This window comes from Moritella viscosa (assembly GCF_900120065.1).
Taxonomy (GTDB): Bacteria; Pseudomonadota; Gammaproteobacteria; order Enterobacterales; family Moritellaceae; genus Moritella; species Moritella viscosa.
The window spans coordinates 52,320-72,142 of the sequence record NZ_FPLG01000105.1; the positions used below are offsets into that span (position 1 = coordinate 52,320).

20 protein-coding genes are annotated in these 19,823 nt (G+C 40.0%); 10 read left to right on the forward strand and 10 right to left on the reverse strand.

What is annotated here, in order from left to right:
• Nucleotides 1-40 precede the first annotated feature (40 nt).
• The gene (locus tag BT797_RS23865) at nucleotides 41-217 is read left to right on the forward strand and encodes a hypothetical protein (protein ID WP_170860781.1); all 177 of its coding nucleotides are present in this window, start codon (nucleotides 41-43) and stop codon (nucleotides 215-217) included.
• A 96-nt stretch (nucleotides 218-313) separates the two neighbouring features.
• Here the strand turns inward: BT797_RS23865 and BT797_RS16580 are convergent, their stop codons facing one another.
• Nucleotides 314-775 carry a hypothetical protein gene (locus BT797_RS16580; protein WP_075472836.1) on the reverse strand — a complete coding sequence of 154 codons (462 nt, stop codon included), beginning with the start codon at nucleotides 773-775 and terminating at the stop codon, nucleotides 314-316.
• Nucleotides 776-823: 48 nt separating this feature from the next.
• The gene (locus BT797_RS16585; protein ID WP_082287461.1) at nucleotides 824-1,276 is read right to left on the reverse strand and encodes a c-type cytochrome; all 453 of its coding nucleotides are present in this window, start codon (nucleotides 1,274-1,276) and stop codon (nucleotides 824-826) included.
• Nucleotides 1,277-1,404: 128 nt separating this feature from the next.
• On the opposite strand from BT797_RS16585, the gene BT797_RS16590 reads away from it, so the two are divergent.
• Together BT797_RS16590 and BT797_RS16595 are read left to right on the forward strand one after the other, a co-directional pair.
• Complete coding sequence (locus BT797_RS16590; RefSeq protein ID WP_075472838.1) at nucleotides 1,405-2,025, forward strand: cytochrome b/b6 domain-containing protein; 621 nt, start codon at nucleotides 1,405-1,407, stop codon at nucleotides 2,023-2,025.
• Nucleotides 2,026-2,041: 16 nt separating this feature from the next.
• Nucleotides 2,042-2,470 (forward strand): MarR family winged helix-turn-helix transcriptional regulator, encoded by a 429-nt coding sequence (locus tag BT797_RS16595; protein WP_045110999.1) that lies wholly within the window; start codon nucleotides 2,042-2,044, stop codon nucleotides 2,468-2,470.
• 58 nt (nucleotides 2,471-2,528) lie between these two features.
• Here BT797_RS16595 and BT797_RS16600 read toward each other — a convergent pair whose 3' ends face one another.
• The 5 genes from BT797_RS16600 to BT797_RS16620 form a co-directional block, all read right to left on the reverse strand.
• Nucleotides 2,529-3,134, reverse strand: coding sequence for a CDP-alcohol phosphatidyltransferase family protein (locus tag BT797_RS16600; RefSeq protein WP_045110998.1), 606 nt, complete (start codon nucleotides 3,132-3,134; stop codon nucleotides 2,529-2,531).
• Nucleotides 3,127-3,780, reverse strand: coding sequence for an ATP-binding cassette domain-containing protein (locus tag BT797_RS16605; protein ID WP_045110997.1), 654 nt, complete (start codon nucleotides 3,778-3,780; stop codon nucleotides 3,127-3,129). The genes BT797_RS16600 and BT797_RS16605 overlap by 8 nt, the downstream gene beginning before the upstream one ends.
• Nucleotides 3,746-5,497 carry an ABC transporter permease gene (locus BT797_RS16610; RefSeq protein ID WP_075472840.1) on the reverse strand — a complete coding sequence of 584 codons (1,752 nt, stop codon included), beginning with the start codon at nucleotides 5,495-5,497 and terminating at the stop codon, nucleotides 3,746-3,748. The genes BT797_RS16605 and BT797_RS16610 overlap by 35 nt, the downstream gene beginning before the upstream one ends.
• A complete protein-coding gene (locus BT797_RS16615) occupies nucleotides 5,498-6,643 on the reverse strand; it encodes an ABC transporter substrate-binding protein (protein ID WP_075472842.1) in 1,146 nt (381 codons plus the stop codon). It lies immediately after the preceding gene.
• A 275-nt stretch (nucleotides 6,644-6,918) separates the two neighbouring features.
• Nucleotides 6,919-8,208, reverse strand: a complete 1,290-nt coding sequence (locus BT797_RS16620; RefSeq protein ID WP_045110995.1) for an EstA family serine hydrolase — start codon at nucleotides 8,206-8,208, stop codon at nucleotides 6,919-6,921.
• Between the two features lie 313 nt (nucleotides 8,209-8,521).
• On the opposite strand from BT797_RS16620, the gene BT797_RS16625 reads away from it, so the two are divergent.
• The 7 genes from BT797_RS16625 (at nucleotide 8,522) to BT797_RS16655 (ending at nucleotide 15,723) form a co-directional block, all read left to right on the forward strand.
• A complete protein-coding gene (locus BT797_RS16625; protein ID WP_045110994.1) occupies nucleotides 8,522-8,995 on the forward strand; it encodes an ASCH domain-containing protein in 474 nt (157 codons plus the stop codon).
• A gap of 2 nt (nucleotides 8,996-8,997) precedes the next feature.
• The gene (locus tag BT797_RS16630) at nucleotides 8,998-9,948 is read left to right on the forward strand and encodes an alpha/beta hydrolase (protein ID WP_045112589.1); all 951 of its coding nucleotides are present in this window, start codon (nucleotides 8,998-9,000) and stop codon (nucleotides 9,946-9,948) included.
• 162 nt (nucleotides 9,949-10,110) lie between these two features.
• Nucleotides 10,111-11,247: an efflux RND transporter periplasmic adaptor subunit gene (locus BT797_RS16635; protein WP_139291692.1), complete on the forward strand. Its 1,137-nt coding sequence runs from the start codon at nucleotides 10,111-10,113 to the stop codon at nucleotides 11,245-11,247.
• Complete coding sequence (locus tag BT797_RS16640) at nucleotides 11,240-12,511, forward strand: TolC family protein (RefSeq protein ID WP_075472844.1); 1,272 nt, start codon at nucleotides 11,240-11,242, stop codon at nucleotides 12,509-12,511. Before BT797_RS16635 ends, BT797_RS16640 begins: the two co-directional genes overlap by 8 nt.
• Complete coding sequence (locus BT797_RS16645) at nucleotides 12,508-13,725, forward strand: ABC transporter permease (protein WP_075472846.1); 1,218 nt, start codon at nucleotides 12,508-12,510, stop codon at nucleotides 13,723-13,725. Before BT797_RS16640 ends, BT797_RS16645 begins: the two co-directional genes overlap by 4 nt.
• Before the next feature lie 2 nt (nucleotides 13,726-13,727).
• Nucleotides 13,728-15,011 carry an ABC transporter permease gene (locus BT797_RS16650; protein ID WP_045110992.1) on the forward strand — a complete coding sequence of 428 codons (1,284 nt, stop codon included), beginning with the start codon at nucleotides 13,728-13,730 and terminating at the stop codon, nucleotides 15,009-15,011.
• 13 nt (nucleotides 15,012-15,024) lie between these two features.
• Entirely contained in the window at nucleotides 15,025-15,723 is a 699-nt protein-coding gene (locus tag BT797_RS16655) for an ABC transporter ATP-binding protein (protein ID WP_045112586.1), read from the forward strand.
• A 132-nt stretch (nucleotides 15,724-15,855) separates the two neighbouring features.
• Here the strand turns inward: BT797_RS16655 and BT797_RS16660 are convergent, their stop codons facing one another.
• The 3 genes from BT797_RS16660 to BT797_RS16670 all read right to left on the reverse strand — a co-directional run bounded on the left by BT797_RS16660 (nucleotide 15,856) and on the right by BT797_RS16670 (nucleotide 19,777).
• Nucleotides 15,856-17,325 carry a carbon starvation CstA family protein gene (locus tag BT797_RS16660; RefSeq protein ID WP_075472848.1) on the reverse strand — a complete coding sequence of 490 codons (1,470 nt, stop codon included), beginning with the start codon at nucleotides 17,323-17,325 and terminating at the stop codon, nucleotides 15,856-15,858.
• A 227-nt stretch (nucleotides 17,326-17,552) separates the two neighbouring features.
• A complete protein-coding gene (arsJ, locus tag BT797_RS16665; RefSeq protein WP_075472850.1) occupies nucleotides 17,553-18,773 on the reverse strand; it encodes an organoarsenical effux MFS transporter ArsJ in 1,221 nt (406 codons plus the stop codon).
• Entirely contained in the window at nucleotides 18,770-19,777 is a 1,008-nt protein-coding gene (locus BT797_RS16670; RefSeq protein ID WP_045110989.1) for an ArsJ-associated glyceraldehyde-3-phosphate dehydrogenase, read from the reverse strand. The genes arsJ and BT797_RS16670 overlap by 4 nt, the downstream gene beginning before the upstream one ends.
• Nucleotides 19,778-19,823: the final 46 nt, after the last annotated feature.

Sequence of the window (19,823 nt, forward strand, 5' to 3'; positions counted from 1 at the left end):
AGATGTTTTAATTTAGTGTTTGATTGATGGATTTATCTTAATGAAAAAATTAGCTGTAACAATAACTGTATTAACATTTACACTTGGGTTGACTGCTTGCGCAGAACTAAAGACTGTTGGTCGTGATATAGGTCATGCAACAAGAGATGTCACTAAGTCGATTGGCCACGCATCTCGTGATATCGCGAAAGATGTAAGTAACGAAGTTAAAAACTAGATTAAAAGCAAATTTATACAATATTCTAAAGTGATATAGGAAGTACTCAGCATTTCGATGAGCACTTTGAGGCGCATTGTAGTCGTTATTGTCACATTAGCGAGCAGTGCGTTTTTTTGCCTTATATCCTAAACGAATCCCATCCCGAATATTTAATCCAATCATGGTTAAGTTCGTCATCCCTGCGATTATTTCTAAAATTTGGACTGTCCAATATAACCCATCGAATTGCCCTAATACAGACCACCTTGCTAATATTATTGCCGCGGGTAATAAAATGATCACCCCATTGATGGCCGCAACCTTCATCATAGTCTGTTTGATCTTAAATGCGCTTTTCATTGCACCTGGGTATAGTTTTTTTGCTGATGTTCCGGTGACTATCATGGCTAAAATGAGTGCAGGAATAAACATGAGTATGGTACTTTTAACGTATGTAATCTGCTGTGGTGTAGCTAACAGATCAGCAATGATGGTACTTGTAAGAAATGATGTGATGAGTACAAGTGCAAATATCGCCGCTGTTTTATGTATATTTTTTAGTGTTTTAGTATTCATGGTTATATCCTAAATGAGTGATAAAAGTGACTATTTCTGTATCTGAATTTACCAGCGTGAACGGTATTGGCGGTGACAGTTACGACAAGTCTTGTTTGCCTCTTTTAGTGCATCTTTAGCTGCGTACTTATCGTGCTGTTTGATCGCTCCGTCGATTTTTATAAAGCGATTGTTCATTTCTGCTAATGCGGCTTTAAATTTGTCATTATCCTTCCAAACTTTGTCCTTCGCTTTACTGCCTGGCTGACTACCTTCTACAAACAGATGTTGTAGTGAGGATGAATTGGCGTTTAGTGCTGTACTTAGTGTGATGAGCTGTTGCCAGTTATTGTTATTATCATCAAGCAGGTCTTCTATTTGTTCTTGTTGTTCATCAATTTCTGAGAAAGCATTTTGGCGTTGCTCTACGTCTTGTATACCTTGTGCTACTGACATACTTGCCAAACCTAATGTAATAGATAGTGCTGCTATGAATTTGTTTATTTGTTGAGATACTTGCATGTCTTACTCCTGATTAAATATTTAAGTTTGTCTCTGTGGACTTGTTACATACCTTACGTTGCAATTGTTGCATGCGCAACTGTTTTAATGTAAAGTGTTGTTATTGCATTTAATTGAGAGGTTTAAAAATGAAGATTTGGGATTTACCAACACGTTTATATCATTGGTTACAAGCTGTATTATTTATGGCGCTTATTATTACTGGCTATAATGGCGAAGGGCCGCATATACAGTTAGGGTTAGGGCTGCTCACATTAATTATATGGCGAATGATATGGGGCATTATTGGTAGTGAGACGAGCCGTTTTAAACAGTTTGTTCGATCACCAAAAGTAATATGGCAATATTTACGTGGCCTGAAAGGCGAGAGTATTGGTCATAATCCTGCTGGTGGTTGGATGGTAATAAGTCTGTTACTTTGTTTATTACTACAATGTATTTCTGGCCTAGTACTCGCTGGCTTTGCTGATAACTTACCATTGGCAGTATTGTGGCTAACTGATTGGTTACTTGATGTATTTTCGTTTATTCATAACTTATTGTTCTATATATTACCGCTATTAATCTTCATTCATGTCGGTGCTATTATTGGTTATAAATTATGTGCTAAGCCATTAGTATTGGCGATGGTTACTGGATATCAAGCTAAATGTGTTGCTTTATCTGTACGTTTTGAATCAAATTTAAAAGCCTTGTTGGTGCTTATTGTTGCGGTATTAGTTACCATAGCAATAGTTGCGATTTCTTAATTGGTATAGGTACAGAATGGAACATAAATTTGATCGTCAAAAAAGCTTTGGTTGGTTGCTTAATGTCGTTGCTAACAAAGCATCAAAAGACTTTGATGCAGAATTAAAGAAACGAGGATTATCATTAGCGCTATGGCCTACTTTAATGTGCTTATGGGAAGAAGAAGGTGTGACACAACGTGACATTGCTTTAAAATCAAAAGTTGAGAGTTCAACGACAACACGTACATTGGATAAATTAGTGGCTTTAGGACTCGTTGAGCGTAGAGATGATCCAAATAGTCGTCGTACTTTTCGTATTTACTTGACTGAGGCTGGTAAGGCTTTAAAAACGGACTTAGTGCCGATACCAGTTGCGATCAATGCTGACTTAGTCCGTTCGTTAGAAGGCGAAGAACAGCAAGAGATCGTACGTTTATTACAAAAAATAGTGGCTGATATTTAAGATATCTATCCGTAATTAATTGGACTAGGGTTCAGCCCTAATGATACTTATTATGAATCTACTTTAGAGTTTGATAACCAGCCCAAATACGTGAAACTGTTGTGATCCAACATAGTGTCGCGAAAATATATGCAATGGTGGTAAAACTAGCTGGGAACAGGCACAATAATATGAAGCAAAGAATTGTTTCTGTTCCTTCTGTTAACCCACCCATGTAGTACAGCGATTTGTGTTTATAAATAGGGTTCTCAATGTTCTGTTTACTAGCCATGATCGCAAAGGCTAAAAAGCTTGATCCTGTGCCAATAAAAGCAAAGATTAAAAATGCACCGGCGACAGCGTTGGCGTTCGGGTCGGCAACGACAAAGCCAAACGGCACGAGTGAATAAAACAAAAAGTCCAAGGTTATATCTAAGAAACCACCGCTATCAGTAATACCTTGTATTCGAGCAACAGCACCATCAATCGCATCCAACACTCGATTCAAAATAATGAACATCAAGGCGATATTATATTCTTGCAGCGCTAATGCTGGAAAACTCATTAACCCAAGTATAAAACCAAATAGGGTCACCTGATCGGCCTTTATGCCTGTCTTATGTACGAGTTTGGCTGTTGTGTTAATAGGCCTACGGATAATTTTAATAGCGTAACGATCAAGCATTTTTGTTTTCCTTATTCCATGGCCAGTGTAGGCATTTACTTCCGTTAGGGACATCGTCAGCGTCGTGCGTCACCATTAATACGGGCAGTTGTCTGCTGATAGTTTGGGTAAATACCCATTTTCTAAATTCACTACGTAATGATTTGTCTAACTTACTAAATGGTTCATCAAGTAATACAACGGCAGGCTCGGCAAGTAACATGCGCATCATACTAATACGTGCTCGTTGGCCACCTGATATTTGCATGGGTGTTTTGTCGGCTAGCGTTAATAAGTTTAGCTGCGTTAGTGTTTCAAGGGCTGTTAGTTTTCGCTGTGCCTTTTTCACTTTATTTGGTAATGCGATAGCGAGATTTTCCCAAATGTTCAGATGCGGAAATAATAAGTCATCTTGGAATAGTATGCCGATGTTCCGTTTTTCTGCAGGTAAATTATTTAATAATTGTTGCTGATAATAGCACTCACCTTGATAGCTAAAGTCAGCAGATGTATGCCCTGCAATCACACTTAATAAGCTGGACTTTCCACAGCCACTAGGCCCCATTAATGTGAATATCTCTCCTTGCGCAACAGTAAAAGATACAGGTGCGAATAAGGGCTGATTACGATTATCAAGGATGGTTAGATTGTTGACTGACAGAGACATTCGATGTCGATATCCTACTGGTTGATGTAGATGTTTGCTGTTCTAATGAACCCGTTTTACGGCTAGCAATAATGGCGATGATATAAAATATAAAGGGAGCAAGGGACTGTAATAGCGCATAAATGGCACTGATACGGCGATCTTGTCCGCTGGATAATGTTACCGCTTCAGTTGTTAAAGTTGATATGCGTCCAGCTCCTAACATCAAGGTTGGTAAATATTGTGTAAGGCTAACACTGATCCCGATAGCCCAAGCTATCCAGATCGCAGGCAATAATAATGGCCGTTTAATCTTCCACCAGACTTTGAAAGGGGACATGCCCAAACTTAATGCTACTTTATCTAAGCGTTGATCATAACTGCGCCAAGGGCCATCAAGTGCAAGAAAAATATAAGGAAAAACAAAGAAGATGTGTGCCCAAGTGACCCATAAATAATAATACTGATTCGCGATGTATAAGGTGACAACTTGGATGCCAAACAGCAGTGATAACTGTGGTGCCAGCATCGGAATTGCGATGAGTAATCGTGGTACCTTTAAAAATTGCTTATTCATCTCTGCTTTGGAGGTGTGTTCGTGCACGATAATCGCAAAAACTAACGCGATTGTAGCGCTAACTAACGCGATCGTGATGCTGGTAGCGATAACATCTAATAAATAATCCCACTCTTGTTGCCAAAATCGCAGTGACCAACGTGATGGTGTTATATCTGGGAATCTCCAGCGTTGTGCAAACGACCACAGAAGTAAAATAGGTAAGGTTACAAGGGGGATTAAATAAGTAATCGTGATAATACTTTTACCACCAATTGGCAGAGAAAATCGACCATTTGACAGCCAAGTTCTACATTTTATGGTGATGAACCATTCTGCACTGCGGATGCTAAGCAGGCTGGTTAAACACATAAGCAGTAATACTAATGCCCCTGCAGAGGCTTTTGGCAACGTTGCAAGATCGGCATCATTTAGCCATTGCCACACCAGTACGGATAACGTGGGCGGTTGAGTCGGGCCGATAATTAGCGCCACATCAACGACCGAAATACTATAGGCCATTACTGCAAATAGCGAGAAACGGATCTTAGGTAACCATTGTGGCAAGATAATTTTTTGCCATGCTTGTGCACTGTTATAGCCTAGACTTTGTGCTGTGATAAGGGGGGTATTAATGTTCAATTGTTTGAGTAATGGAATACTCATAAATAGCAAAAATGGGATCTCTTTGAGCGTCAGAGCGGCAATCAAGCCAAAACCATATTGGTCATGAATCAATTGCCAGTTAATTTGTTCGCCAAAAAGACGCGCGATAAACCCGCTTGGTGTAAATAGGAAAACAAAACCAACGGCAAAAGCGACGTGTGGCAGTGCCATGATAGGGGCTAGTAGAGTTTCTATTTGTTTCCACCATCGGCTATGCCAACAGGATTGTAAAATAGCAAAGCAAAAAATAGCAGCTAATAACGTGCTCGAAATACTCACGAATAAAGTTAGCACGATGGATTGATGCAAACCTGGCCAAGTGAGCAACTCATCAAAACCATCAAGCGATAATGTATATTTATCTATCGCGGGGATATAACCAAATGCGGCGAAAATTAATCCAACAAGCCCGGGTAATAAAGGTAAAAAGCTGATGGTGACAGTAAGTAAAACCATGATTTTAAACGTGATTGATGCCGCCGATTGTTTTTTCACTGATTTAAATAAAGCGTTCAATTAGTGTCCGTAGCGTTTTTGCCATTCAGCTTCAAGCGCAGTTTGCCAACTTGGGTGTGGTTCTGGAATTGATTTAAACAATTTAGTTTTTTGCGCTGATCCTGTGATGTGTTGTGGCGCTAACACTGTTGGATCGCCCCAAATGGCTAAATCACCTTTACGAGACTGTGCTTCCGGGCTTAATAAGAAGTTAATTGTAACTAATGCGCCTTCTTTTGCATTTGCATTCCAAGGGATAGATAGAAAATGAATGTTAGATAATGCCCCTGCTTCCATTGCATAAGCAACCGTGGTTTTGCTGAGCTTGCCGCTTTGTTGTGATGTTGTTGCTTCGTTAGGGTTAAATGAAAGGGCTATATTAAGCTCTCCATCATCTAGCAGTTGAATCGTTTCGGCAGCACTGGCTGGAAATAACCTACCTTGATGCCACGCGACAGCATGAAGTTTGTCGAGATAATTCCATAAAGGTGCAGATATTGTCGTAAACGTTTTGCTATCTACCGGTTTATATAAAGGGGTATTATCACTCGCTAATTCTAATAATGCGGCTTTTAAGAAACTTGTGCCGTGAAAAGAGGGTGGTTTGGGATAGCTCACTTTATTCGGATACTTAATCGCGTAAGCAAGCAGTTCGTTAAAGCTTGTCGGTGGCTTCTTTAGGGTTTCTGTATCGTAAATAAACACGAGTTGGCCTACGCCCCAAGGTGCTTCTAATCCTAAGGTAGGTTCAGAAAAATCACTATCAACAGGTAAGGTTTCATCAACATAGCGCCAGTTGGGTAATTGCGTTGCGAATGAATCGGTAATAAGGTCGTAGCGTTTCATTGATTTAAAGTTCTCACCGTTAACCCAAACCATATCAACACTGCCATTATTGTTCTTTCCCGCTGTTTTTTCTGCCGCTAAACGAGTGATTGCCTCTGCAATATCACCGACTTTTACGTGCTTAAGGCGTACACCGTATTCACTGTTTAAGCGCTTATCAGCCCAACGTAAATAGTTATTTATTTCTGGACTGCCGCCCCATGCGTAAAAATAGACTGTTTGTCCTTTTGCTTTTTGTTCAACAGCTTGCCAGTTAAGGTCTGTCGCTTGGCTAAAAGCACTGACTAGCAATAAGCCAAAACCGATGAATAATTTACGCATGAAATGTCCTTTTCTCCGTTGAGCTAACATTACAATCTGTAATGTTTAAAAGATTAATTATAACGCATTGTAATTATATTCATATATACATCTTAGTCATTTACATCAATCTGAATGGCTGAGTATTGATCGACAAGTAAAAGGTGGACATTATGCGTTTATTAAAAACTGGGAATTTGAAAGTTGGGCAAGTGAAAGTATTGCCGAATTAGTGAAGTAATTCGGCTGCAGCAATTATTTTTCGATCGAGTATAAATTGATCTTGAGTAGCCAGTTTAACGTGAACAATGCTTATTAATACTTGTCATGAAGTTGACCAATGAAGGCACGTTGTTGGCAACTAGCGGTAAACCGGTATTGAGCAAAGAAACTGATATATCACGCTCTGGGTCCGCCCATAACAATTTATTAATTAAACCAATATGCCCAAATGCTTGGGCACTATGTTGACCCCATAATCCGACAGGGTTTGCCCCCAGCATGAGTCCTGCGCTGTAACGCATTGGCACCATTAAGGTTCGGTCAAATTCTAATGAACCGTATTCGCGTATGAGACGTCTTACTGTCATTGGCTTACAGATCTGTTTTCCTTCCCAAACGCCATTATTTAACAGCATTTGATAGAAACGTCCCATTTCTTCAGCTGTCCCCATCAAGTTAGCTGATGGTATTACCGCTTGTTGAAAAATCGGTGTATTACTTACTTCAGCAATGCTGTCAAATGAACCTCCCAGCGCACGTTTAATAAAATACGAAATGGGGTACATTGCTTTTATTCCAGTGGCATAGTTGTCGGCTAAATGTAATGCTTTAGATTTACTTATCCCATAACTAAAGTATTTCATATTCATCGGCTTACGAACTCTTAAATCAAGAAACTCTTGTATGCTCATGCCTGTTACTTTGTTAATGATACGCTCTAAAATATAACCACCACTCAGTGCATGGTAGGCGAGTTTACCAGCCTGATTTTCGGGTAGTTCTTTCGCACAAAGTTGTTGCCAAACTTCATCATTATCTGAAAGAGAATTAATACCAAGTGAACTGGGCAGCGTCGACATGCCACTGCGATGCGATAAAACTTGATGGATACTGATATCTTGTTTACCGTGCAGACCAAATTCAGGTAAGTGAGAGCTAACGGTATCATGTAAATCGATAAGTTTATCTTCGTTTAATAAATGAATTAAGAAAGCTGTAACCGCTTTCGAACCTGAAAAATAACAAATGGGTATTTCAGGTTGCATGAGTCGTGCGTTTTTATCTGCTTTTTTATTTGGTTTATGCCCATTTGCATAACCTATGGAGCGACTTAAAATGATTTTTCCCTGGCGGCGGAAACACAGTGAAATAGCCGGGTGTGTCGCGGTCTTATAAATCTCTTCAACCGATTGCCAAATAGAGTCTACGCCATCTTGTGTCATTCCGACTGTTGTTGGTTCGACTTCTTCATCTCTATTAACCGTGGTTACTGTTGCTAACGATTTTGGTAGATGGATCGTATCACCAAGGCGCAGGTATCTATTTACATGTACTAAACTTTTCAATCCAAAATCAATAATCATATTCTCAGCTCAAGTATTGGTGAATAGATAATGACGATAGAGTTATATTTTAGAATAAACAATTAAGATCCCCAATATTTAAACCTTAGCAGTAAAGTATTAATAAGCACACGTACAGTTTAAATCTACTGTTAATCGAAAATAAAGTAGTCAGTTATATCGGTAAATGCAATTTGAATAACTGTGAACTTAATACTTGTTTCGAGTTATAAAGTTCAATACACTCAATTAGGTCGTTTTAATATTATGTTGAATAGATAACGGGTTAAGTTATTGATGATATACAAAAATAATGTAGTTTAGTGAGGTTGGCATGGAACAAAAAACAAAAACTTTTCTTAATGAATATTTAGCAACTCTGACAGAGAGAGAGCGCCAGCGTTATACTTCATTTAGTGCCGATTATTTTTGTAATGATGAAACTAATGCCAACCGTTGCGCAGACTTAATCAGTAAGGGGATTAAAACAGCGAGTTGTAGTATGAAACACTGGTATGAATCTGGGATTGAACCCATGCCAAAAGCTGGGCACTTGTTGGTTGTCACGGATTGGGATGGTGAACCTACCTCTATTGTTGAGATTATGGCGGTAAGTGAATGTAAATATTCGGATGTGACGGCTGAATTTGCCTGTGCTGAAGGGGAAGGTGATCGTAGCCTCGATTGGTGGCGTGCAGCGCATTGGGATTTCTTTTCTAATGAGTGTGTTACTGCTGATATTGAAATAGATGAAGATATGATGCTGGTATTAGAGCATTTTCAAGTGGTGCATGGTACAGCCGTTTGAACGTGTTACTCAAAGTATGTCTGCTCGCTATAGCCATTGTCTGGCCTACATCAAGTGTCGCAAGTGATTTCTTTTCACTTTCAGCCTTGAAAGCGGCAGATAAAAAACCGCTTGCGTCATTACATTATATTAAATCAACAGATAACATTTTTTTAGCTTATCGACCTTACTTTCCGACTAACGCTAACGCGGTATTAATATTTTTTCATGGTGGTGGCGCGCATAGTGGACTTTCTTATAATTATCTTGGTATTGGCCTACGTGATAACTTTAATATTGCGGTATATATGCCCGATATTAGGGGGCATGGTAGTTCTGAAGGTGCGCGTGGTGATGCACCAAACAAAGAACAAGTTTGGGCTGATATTAATACGATTATTCAGCAAGCACGACGTCGGTATCCTCAACAGCTGATATATGTTGGTGGACACTCTAGCGGCGCCGGTTTGGCATTAAATTATTCTAATTGGTCGCAGCGTGAAGATATTGATGGTTATGTTTTTTTAGCGCCTTATTTTGGTTATAAATCAGAAACTAATCATGATGATGCAAATAATCGTGTAGAATTCTCCGACGTAAATACCCTGAAGTTTATCCTTAATTCAGTATCCTTTGGGCTGTTGGCGGGGCATGATAAAGCTGTCATGTTTAATTTTCCTGAACAAGTGTTAAAGAATAACCCTGAGATTGTCACGTTTAACACTGTTAACATGTCGAATGCGCTAACGCCTAGTGAACCTGATACACAGATCGCTAATCTCACTCGTTTTGGTTTGTGGATTGGTGAACGTGATGAAGCATTTGATGCCCAAAAAGTAACTAAATTTGCTAATGAAAACTCAACTCAAGTTGATAATGAAATAAAGATACTTAAAGATGACACTCACTTTTCTATCATTTTATCTGGTGCTGAGTATATCGGTCGTTATATTCAAGAGAGTATATCTGAATAATCAATAATCCCCCTATTCATGTCCGTTAATCTTCCACGTTATACGAAACAAATCAACATGTGTATTTTGTAAATTATGTATCATGTTTATTGAACATAAATAACGGCTTGTAGTCATATGTTCATTGCGCATCATTCATCTCTATTGTACATGGAACATATTATGAAAAAACGCTGGGTCTTCATGGCTTTATTCACAGCATCGGTGATGGGAGCCATTTATTACAATACGACTCAATCATTGAATAAAAATGACGAGTTGCCCTCTATTACTGCTTCATTAGGAACGATTGAAAAACAAGCTGTTGCAGTCGGTCAAATTGTCCCTGCACATTCAATCTCTATTAAATCACAAATAGACGGTATTGTTGGTGAGATTTACCATCAAGTGGGGGATTACGTTACTGTGGGTACGCCACTTATTAAAGTCCGGCCAAATCCGACTCCGGCAGCATTAACATTGGCCAATACCGGGTTAATGCGAAGCGAAGCAATGTTAGAGTCGGCACTACAAAAATTAGATAATTTAAAACAGCTTGTATCGAAAAATATTATTCCGAAGAACTATGGAGAGTACATTCAAGCTCGATCTGATGTGAAGTCGAGCCAAGCAGATGTTCAGCAAAAGAAACAAAATTTTGATCTTATCCGCAGCGGTGAATCGTCAGTTGGTGAGTCAAAGCTGACTTCTACCATTACAGCGCCAATTAATGGGACGATTTTGAACTTAAAGGTTGAGATTGGTGAACCTATTACGTCAACAGAATCAAGTCAAGCAGCAACAGAAATGATGTCAGTTGCGGATATGAAAGATATGATTTTCAAAGGTAGCGTGAGTGAACATGATGCCGCACAGTTGAAAGTCGGCACTCCAGTTAACGTTATATTAGCACCTTACCCTGGAGTGGTTATGAAAGGAATGTTAAGCAAAGTAGCTGTGCAATCTGAGATGCTAAATTCAACGACTAAGGATAGTAACCAAAGCTTTGACAATGGCTTTCAAGTTGAAGTTGGTAACATCCAGTTTCCGCAAGATATAACGATTCGTTCGGGATTTTCTGCGACAGCGAAAATCATCCTTAAACAGGTTTCTGATGTTGTTACTATTCCTGAGCGGGTTTTAAATTTTAATGGTGAAATACCAGAAGTATGGATCCCTGATGAATCAGAATCTGGATATTCAGCACGTGAAGTTAAACTCGGCTTGTCTGATGGCATTATAGTTGAGGTGCTTTCTGGTTTAGAAAATGGTGAGGCTATTATCGATATTAGTATGATGATGGGAGCGTCAAATGAATAACAAAATGTCTGTTCGATTTCGTTGTTATAACTCAATTTTCGGACTTATTATGGCTAGTTTTAGCTCATCCAGTTTTGCGCTAACAATTGAGGATGCATGGAATGCTGCAAAGTATTACGATCCAATTTATCAGCAATCTCAATTGGACGAGCAAATCAGTGAAACTGGAATAAGAATGAGTCGAAGTGCATTACTACCGAGCGCAGAAATAACAGCAAGCAGTAATTGGAATGATAGCAGCAGTAATACGAATCGTTATGGTATGAGCCTCACTCAAACGATTTGGGATAGCAGCAAGTGGGCGGTATTGGACCAATCTGAGGCCGAGTATCTTGCTTCTAAATTAAAATTTAAACAGAGTCATAATGATCTGGCCGAACGTCTTATTAATGCTTATTTAGCGCTTGCTCAGTCTCAAGGTGATTTGCGTTTAGCGCAGCAAAAGTTCGATGAAGGAACGAAGATGCTGCACATTACAGAGCTGCGTTATAAAGCGGGTAAAATTCATTCAACAGAGCTTGAAGACATGCGAGCAAACTATGTTGATGAACGAGCAGAAATCTTAGCAAATCAATCTAAAGTTGCTGATAAAAAAGCGGTATTAATTGCTTTAATTAATATTACACCGGATGTCGTTTATGAAATTGATACGACTAATCTGACCCCTCCTAAGTTGATTGTAAACAGCGAAACAGCTTGGTTAAAGCTTGCTAATGATAACAGCCCTGAACTGCTTGCGGCCAAACAGAATGTTCGCGTGGTTGAATTTGGAAAAGATCAGGCGAAATCGAGTTATTACCCCACGTTAACAGGGTCTGTAGGTTATAAAACTAATGATGAGTTTAATGCTAGCCTAAACCTTAGGGCGCCTTTGGACTTAAATGGCGCTACTAGTGCTAATGTTGACCGAGCTAAGTTACGGGTACTGCGAGCCAAAGAAGAGGTGCGAGCGGTTCAAATACGTATTAAGAGTACTATTTCAAATCGATATACTCAGTTATCGGTTGATTGGGAACGTGTTGAGATTGCCCAACAACAAGTAGAGTCTCGGCAGCGATTATTAAAAAATAAGCAAATTGTTTATGACGCGGGCATGGCTGAAGCATCGGATGTTATCGATGCTCATAACCGTCTATTTGGTAGTAAGAATGCGCTTCAATCTTTATTTTATCAATACTGGCAACACCGTATTTCTTTGCTTAAGTCTGTAGGGAAGCTGGATGACAATACTATCACCATGATCTCACAGGCTCTGCAATCATGACCGGGTTATTGTCTCAAACGATTCAAACTTTACTTGCTCATCGTCTACGTAGTTTATTAGCCGTTATTGCCATTGTATGGGGGGTTATCTCGGTATTAGTACTGGTTGCGTTAGGTGAAGGTTTTTATCAAACGAATACCAAATCTTTTGCGTTATTAATGAGTGATACTCAAATGGCATTTCCGGGTCAGACGACCAAGGCTTGGCAAGGATTACCTGTCAGAAGGAATGTGTCGCCTTCTGAAAGTGACATGCGTGAAATATCGAGGCAATCAGGCGTTCGTGATATTTCAGTCGTTTATGGGAAATGGGATGCAAGGGTTACTGATAGCCGGGGACGATCTTTACCTGGATACGTGAGGGGAATTGACAATCAATTCTTTGAGTTACAAAACCAGAAATTAGTAAAAAAATCGCGGAAAATCAACCGTAACGATTTAGATAATCACAACCGTGTTGCCGTGGTTGGTTGGCAGTTGGCTGATATTGGTAATCTAAACGTTGGCGGGACATTGAACGTTAACGGTATTCCTTTTGTTGTTATTGGTGTGACAGAAAAAAATGAAAGTGGTATTTCATTCAATAATGCAGAAAGCCAAGCTATGATCCCGAGTTCAACGTTTAATGATTTATGGAAAAGCAAGCCAACGATGTTATTAGTGTCGCCTGCTAACGCTATTTCTGGCGTGATGCTACGGAAGAGTTTGTTATCATTTTTTGCCAAGCAGCAACATTTTGCTCCCAGCGATAAAGACTCAATATATATGCCCGATTTAGGAAGAGAAGCTATTTTCTTTAAAACACTGTTACGTGGCATTCAGTTATTTCTTGGTGCAAGTGGCGCAATGACTTTAGCCGTTGGTTCACTTGGCGTGGCCAATATTATGTTTTTGTCTGTTACTGAGCGCACGCGTGAAATAGGCGTTCGTTTAGCGATTGGAGCGACACCAAATAATATCCTTGGTCAATTTTTAGCTGAAGGTGTGATTTTAGTGGCTTGTGGTACGGTGATCGGCATTATCTCTTCTTATGCCATTGTTGCGTTATTGAATTATATTGGCATGCCTGAGTGGCTTGGTTTTCCAATGATAACGCTTGAGGCTGTTTGGATGTCGCTAGGTGTCATTACCGTACTTGCTCTTTTTGCTTCTTATTTTCCAGCTAGACGTGCTTCAAACCTTATTCCTGTTATTGCTTTGAATGCGAGGGCTTGAAAATGTTACTCCCAATAAGACAAATTTTTCAGGAGATGGCAGCTGAAAAATTACGCCTTAGTTTAACCATTTTAGCCGTTGCGTGGGCAACGTTATGTATTGCTATTATGTTAGCTTCTGGTGAAGGTTTACGGCAAGGACTTATTCGAAGTTCTGAAAGTGGCAATGGCAAACTTATTTATTTGACAGGCGGCTACGCGACTAAAAATGTGGGTAATTTTTATATTGGTAAACAGCTTAAATTAAAGAGTGAAGATCTTAATGTGATTAAAGTACTGCCGGGTGTCAAAAATGTCCAACCAAGTGCAAAATGGGATGAACGTGTGACGTTTGAGAATCGTCGAACATGGCAAACGCCGCTTGGTGTTTATCCTAGATACCAAACGATGACTGGTTTGAAAATTAGAGCCGGAGGACGCTGGTTTAATCCTATGGATATGAAGGAACAGCGTAAGGTCATTGTCATGGGTGAAAGTGCCGCGATTTCTCTATTTAATCAATCGGATAGGTTTGATTGGATTAACACACCTACTTTAAATGTTGACCCCGTGGGGAAAAAAGTCAAGGTAGGGAGTGAAGAGTTCATCGTTATCGGGTTGATAAAAAGTAGCAGCGCAAATGTAGAGCAAGGTATCCCATTGAATGAGTCGATCTTTGTACCGTTTTCCACTTGGCAGCGCTTTCATCAAAACAGCGCTATTTCTGCGCTCAATATTGAGCCTGTTAAACAAGTGAACCGAAAGCAAGTTGCGGCCACTGTGAAACAAGTAATTGCGAGAAAGTACGGTGCAAGTATCGAGGACAAGCAGTTGGTTCAGGCCCAAGATATGCTGTTGAGGCAAAAAACGATGCGTCGTTTCTTAATCGGTTTACAAAGCTTTTTAGGTATTATCGGGTTTGTTACCTTAGGTGTTGCGGGTATTGGGATCGCTAATGTGATGTATGCAACGGTTAAGCGGGCTACGCGTGACATTGGCTTAAGAATGGCTGTAGGAGCAAGTCCTGCAACGATCAGACTTCATTATTTGACTCAGTCTCTTTTTACTATGGCAATTGGAGGGGGACTCGGATTAGGACTGACTTTTGGCTTGATAAATTCGATTCAGGCGTTACCTATTTCGGGAAATCGTTTGTATGAAGAACTCGGAAAACCAACACCTGAACTCTCTTTTTCTATTATCGGCTTGGTTATTCTTGCCCTAAGTCTAGTCGGAGTCGCGGCGGCTTGGTTTCCTGCAAATAGGGCTGCCAGTATTACACCTTTAGAGGCGTTACAAAGTGAATAATAGTGATAACAATATGATATCTACGGCTGAAAATCTCGTTGTTCTAAGTGGTATAAGTAAGCATTATAAAAGTGGTGATGAAGAAGTTCGTGCTTTAGACAGTGTTTCTTTGACGATAAATAAAGGTGAGTTTCTTTCTATATTAGGGCCCTCGGGTTCTGGTAAATCAACATTAATGAATATGCTCGGCTGTTTAGATAAGCCAACCTTGGGTGAATATTATTTGAATAGCCAAGATGTGTCCGCATTAAGCGGTAATCAGTTAGCAAAAATTCGCAATTTGAATATTGGATTTGTTTTTCAAAGTTTTAATTTATTGGAATATGCGAGTGCATTGGAAAATGTCGCTCTACCTTTAGTATACCGAGGTGTAAAAGCAGCAGAAAGAAGGAAAAAGGCGGCTGCATTACTTGAACGAGTTGGTTTGGGGGATCGCATGCACCACAAGCCTAATCAACTTTCTGGGGGGCAAAAGCAGCGGGTTGCGATTGCGCGCGCATTGGTTAATGATCCGCAAATTATCTTGGCGGATGAACCGACTGGAGCGTTGGATTCTAAATCAGGTGCCGAAATTGAAGCTTTGTTTAATGAATTGCACAGAGAAGGTCGAACCTTGATTATCGTTACTCATGATAACGCTTTGGCTCAGCGTACCAAACGGATTATCAATATCAAAGATGGAAAAGTTGTTTCAGATGAACGTGTGGATTAGTTTCAGATTCCACAGAAGCACAAGGCTGAATTAATTATTCAGCCTTGTGCTTTATTTGTACTTGGACTAAGTAAGAATAGTACTGACGGTAGTTGCATGCTTGAACAATGGCTGCAATCTGTTTTGTCATAATTAAGTAATTAAAGTCCTCGGTCGTTTATTATGTGCCACGATGAGTAATATAAACGTGACGACACCAACAACCACACCAATCGGTTTACTGTATTCAACCGGCATATTGAAACCAATTCCAGCAGTCATAATATAAGATGCGGTAACACTGGTACCAATAACAGCAGGCAAACTAGCAACCCAATGGAAAGTTCCGCGTTCAAATAAAAATTTAGTTGCTAGCCATAATACACTGGTAGAAAGTAGCATGTTTGAAAATGCGAAATAACGCCAGATTAATGAAAAGTCTAACTTAGTCATGAAATAAGCGATAATCAAAATTGGCACTGCCAGTAATAAACGATTACGTAAGTTTTGCGGGATATTAAACGCATCAACTAACGTTAAACGTAATGAACGGAAGGCTGTATCACCTGACGTAATAGGGAATACGGCAACTGCTATAATAGCCATAATACCACCGAGTGCACCAAGATAACTGTTTGCTACATGGTTAACCACTAGACCTGGACCTCCTTGATCAAGCAATGCTTTAAGTTCAGAGTAACCTTCAGGAAATGCGGCAATACCTGCTAATGCCCATACACAACCGACAATCCCTTCACACATCATCGCGCCATAATAAACTGGACGAACATATTTTTCATTGGTTAAACAGCGGGCAATAATAGGTGCTTGGGTAGAATGGAAACCGCTGATTGCGCCACAAGTGATGGTCATGAATAATAATGGCCACACTGGCAGGCCATCGGTGTTTGGTTCCAAGAAATCATGGCTGTAATGATCGGCATCGAAGTAACCAAAAAAATCACCTACGACAGGTAAATGCGGAGCATTAAAAAGTAATGAAATCGCGATAAGTGAGGTCATTACAATCATTAATAATCCAAAAATAGGATAAAATTTAGTGATAATCTTATCAACAGGTAGCAAGGTGGCAAGTAGGTAATAGCCCAAAATGACTAACACCCAAAATGTATTGCCAGCTAAGAAGGTACCTTCAAAATAACTTAAGTTACTTAATAGGCCCGCTGGACTCATGATGAATACCACACCGACAAAAAACAGTAGCATAGCTGTGAATACCAGCATGACTGCTTTAAAGAAGACGTTGTAATAGTGCCCTGCAATTTCAGGTAAACTTTTACCGTCTTCTTTAATACTTAATACACCCGAGAAGTAATCGTGTACTGCACCACCTAAAATATTACCTAGGACGATCCAAACAAGAGCTATTGGACCATAAAGCGCACCAAGGATCGGGCCAAAAATAGGGCCAACACCAGCAATGTTTAAAAATTGAATAAGGAAGGCTTTAACAGGATGAATTGCAACGTAGTCGATGCCTTCTTCAAATCTGACTTGTGGTGTTTGCGCGGTAGGGTCAATACCAACTTGCTTTTCAACAAAGGGGCTATAAAACTTATACCCTAATATTAACAGTGTTATGCAGATAAAAAAGATAATCATAGCTGTTTATTGCTCCGTCCTGGATGTGTGGGTTTAATTGGGAGTGTAGGACTCTATATGTAAAGGTTGCACATGAAAGGTGTCAACCTGTCCATTTTCAACTATTTGTGGGTAACTTCAAGTCAGTGGGGTTTGTTTTGTGACGAGATTATATTTACTGGGGGATTAATCAGTAGGTGTATCAAAACTTGGTAACAGCGTAAACTATGACCAAGTAGTTTTGCGGTTTAGTTTGTCGGTGAGTCTTTTAGCTTTAATGCAATAATGGCTGAGAGGGAGATAAATAGCGCGGAAATCCACAAGCACATTTCCAAGCCGTAAACTTGAAATACCCAGCCTGACAATACGGTGCCGATCAATCGTCCCATCGCGTTCGCCATGTAGTAAAAGCCAACATCCATAGACACGCCATCACTGCTGGCTAAACTCACAATTAAATAACTGTGTAATGATGAGTTTATGGCAAACAAGCCACCAAAGATTAATAAGCCAACGATAATCGAGAATTGCACATAGAATTGATAATGCAGCGCAATGGCAATCAATACTGGAATAGTAGCTAAATAACTAGCCCATCGTGCAGCTGATCTTGGTGATGGTGATTTACCGGTGAATTGCGGAGCGATTGACTGCACCATGCCATAACCGATAACCCAACTTGCCATAAAGCTGCCAACCCACCAATGATCCCAATTAAAGCTTGTTGCTAAAAATACCGGGAGTGCAACTACAAACCAAACGTCACGCGCTCCGAATAAAAATAACCGTGCAGCTGAGAGCAAGTTTATCGAGCTACTCTTAGAAAAAATTTCCGTAAACTTAGGTTTGTTTTTTGCTTTACCAAGTTCAGCTTTTAAACTGATTAAACTCCAGAACCAGACCACAGATAGCATTGCTGCCATAAGCTGAATTGCACCTTGGAAACCAAGCGTAGTTAATAGGACACCACCTAAGAAAAAACCAACCCCTTTTAACGCATTCTTAGAACCTGTTAAAACGGCAACCCAGTGATACAGCTTATTACTACCGCTATCGTCATTGCCTTTTGGAACCAGCAACTTAATGGCACTTTTAGCACTCATTTTATTCAGATCTTTAGCAATGCCGGATAAGGCTTGTGCAACCATCACATAAACAACAGTCAGCATGTCAGCGGGTACGGTTAACATCATCAAGGCGACAATTTGCATCCCCAAACCAATGTTCATTGTTTTATTTAACCCCAATCGTGCACCTAGCCAACCACCAATTAAATTAGTGATGACACCAAACACTTCATAAAACACAAACAACATGGCGATATTAATCGGGCTGTAACCCAGCTGGTGGAAATACAGTACAACCAACATGCGTAATGCACCATCGGTTAGGGTAAAAGCCCAATAATTACCGGTAATAATGAGATATTGTTTTATTTGTGGGGAAATACCCGCTAACGCTTTTATCATTTGTCTAAGCGACCTACCATGCGTGCTAACTCTGCGGCGCGATTTGCATAGCCCCATTCATTGTCATACCAAGCATAAATTTTCACTTGTGTACCATTAACAACCATAGTTGATAAGGCATCAATGATGCTCGAACGCGGATCGGTTTTATAATCAACAGATACTAATGGACGCTCTTCATAACCAAGGATGTCTTTTAGTTCGTTTTCTGCCGCTTGCTTGAAGTAACTGTTAACTTCTTCTGCTGTTGTTTCACGCTCAACTTCAAAAACACAATCGGTGAGAGATGCATTTGCGAGTGGCACTCGGATAGCATGACCGTTTAACTTACCAGCTAATTCTGGGAATATATTGGTAATTGCCGTTGCAGATCCCGTCGTTGTCGGTATCAATGATGTACCACAAGCACGGGCACGACGTAAATCAGCATGCGGTGCATCCAGAATAGTTTGTGTATTGGTGATATTGTGGATCGTGGTCATTGAACCATGTTTAATGCCCAATTTTTCTTTTAATACTTTAACTACTGGCGCGAGGCAGTTGGTGGTACAAGACGCTGCGGTAACAATAGGATGAAGGTCTTTGTTATAAAGATCGTCATTTACACCCATCACCACGTTTAACACCCCTTCTTCTTTTACTGGCGCAGTTACAACCACGCGCTTAACACCTTGGTCTAAATAACCTTGCAGTAGGGTTGATGTTTTCATTTTTCCCGATGCTTCCAGTACCACGTCACACTGTGACCAGTCGGTATCGGTAATGGCGGTATTGCGTGTACAAGGAATAAAACGGTCAGCGATGATCATTTTATCGCCAAGATGTTCAGCTTGATGCTCCCAACGGCCATGAATCGAGTCAAAATTAAGTAAGTGTGCCAGTGTTTCTGCATTACCAGCAGGATCATTAATTTGCACAATTTCAATATCATCCCAATTAAAGGCTGCACGCATTGCCAGGCGACCCATACGGCCAAATCCATTGATACCGATTTTAATAGTCATTTTATTCTCCAAAATACAGATTATTTTAATTTATGTTTATATATAA

Bases quoted from the DNA above. Each gene is read 5' to 3' on its own strand.
- BT797_RS16615 (WP_075472842.1), bottom strand. From the start codon at position 6,643: ATGCGTAAATTATTCATCGGTTTTGGCTTATTGCTAGTCAGTGCTTTT.
- BT797_RS16670 (WP_045110989.1), bottom strand. From the start codon at position 19,777: ATGACTATTAAAATCGGTATCAATGGATTTGGCCGTATGGGTCGCCTG.
- arsJ (WP_075472850.1), bottom strand. From the start codon at position 18,773: ATGATAAAAGCGTTAGCGGGTATTTCCCCACAAATAAAACAATATCTC.
- BT797_RS16655 (WP_045112586.1), top strand. From the start codon at position 15,025: ATGATATCTACGGCTGAAAATCTCGTTGTTCTAAGTGGTATAAGTAAG.
- BT797_RS16650 (WP_045110992.1), top strand. From the start codon at position 13,728: ATGTTACTCCCAATAAGACAAATTTTTCAGGAGATGGCAGCTGAAAAA.
- BT797_RS16580 (WP_075472836.1), bottom strand. From the start codon at position 775: ATGAATACTAAAACACTAAAAAATATACATAAAACAGCGGCGATATTT.
- BT797_RS16595 (WP_045110999.1), top strand. From the start codon at position 2,042: ATGGAACATAAATTTGATCGTCAAAAAAGCTTTGGTTGGTTGCTTAAT.
- BT797_RS16635 (WP_139291692.1), top strand. From the start codon at position 10,111: ATGAAAAAACGCTGGGTCTTCATGGCTTTATTCACAGCATCGGTGATG.
- BT797_RS16620 (WP_045110995.1), bottom strand. From the start codon at position 8,208: ATGATTATTGATTTTGGATTGAAAAGTTTAGTACATGTAAATAGATAC.
- BT797_RS16625 (WP_045110994.1), top strand. From the start codon at position 8,522: ATGGAACAAAAAACAAAAACTTTTCTTAATGAATATTTAGCAACTCTG.
- BT797_RS16645 (WP_075472846.1), top strand. From the start codon at position 12,508: ATGACCGGGTTATTGTCTCAAACGATTCAAACTTTACTTGCTCATCGT.
- BT797_RS16640 (WP_075472844.1), top strand. From the start codon at position 11,240: ATGAATAACAAAATGTCTGTTCGATTTCGTTGTTATAACTCAATTTTC.
- BT797_RS16605 (WP_045110997.1), bottom strand. From the start codon at position 3,780: ATGTCTCTGTCAGTCAACAATCTAACCATCCTTGATAATCGTAATCAG.
- BT797_RS16660 (WP_075472848.1), bottom strand. From the start codon at position 17,325: ATGATTATCTTTTTTATCTGCATAACACTGTTAATATTAGGGTATAAG.
- BT797_RS16585 (WP_082287461.1), bottom strand. From the start codon at position 1,276: ATGCAAGTATCTCAACAAATAAACAAATTCATAGCAGCACTATCTATT.
- BT797_RS23865 (WP_170860781.1), top strand. From the start codon at position 41: ATGAAAAAATTAGCTGTAACAATAACTGTATTAACATTTACACTTGGG.
- BT797_RS16590 (WP_075472838.1), top strand. From the start codon at position 1,405: ATGAAGATTTGGGATTTACCAACACGTTTATATCATTGGTTACAAGCT.
- BT797_RS16600 (WP_045110998.1), bottom strand. From the start codon at position 3,134: ATGCTTGATCGTTACGCTATTAAAATTATCCGTAGGCCTATTAACACA.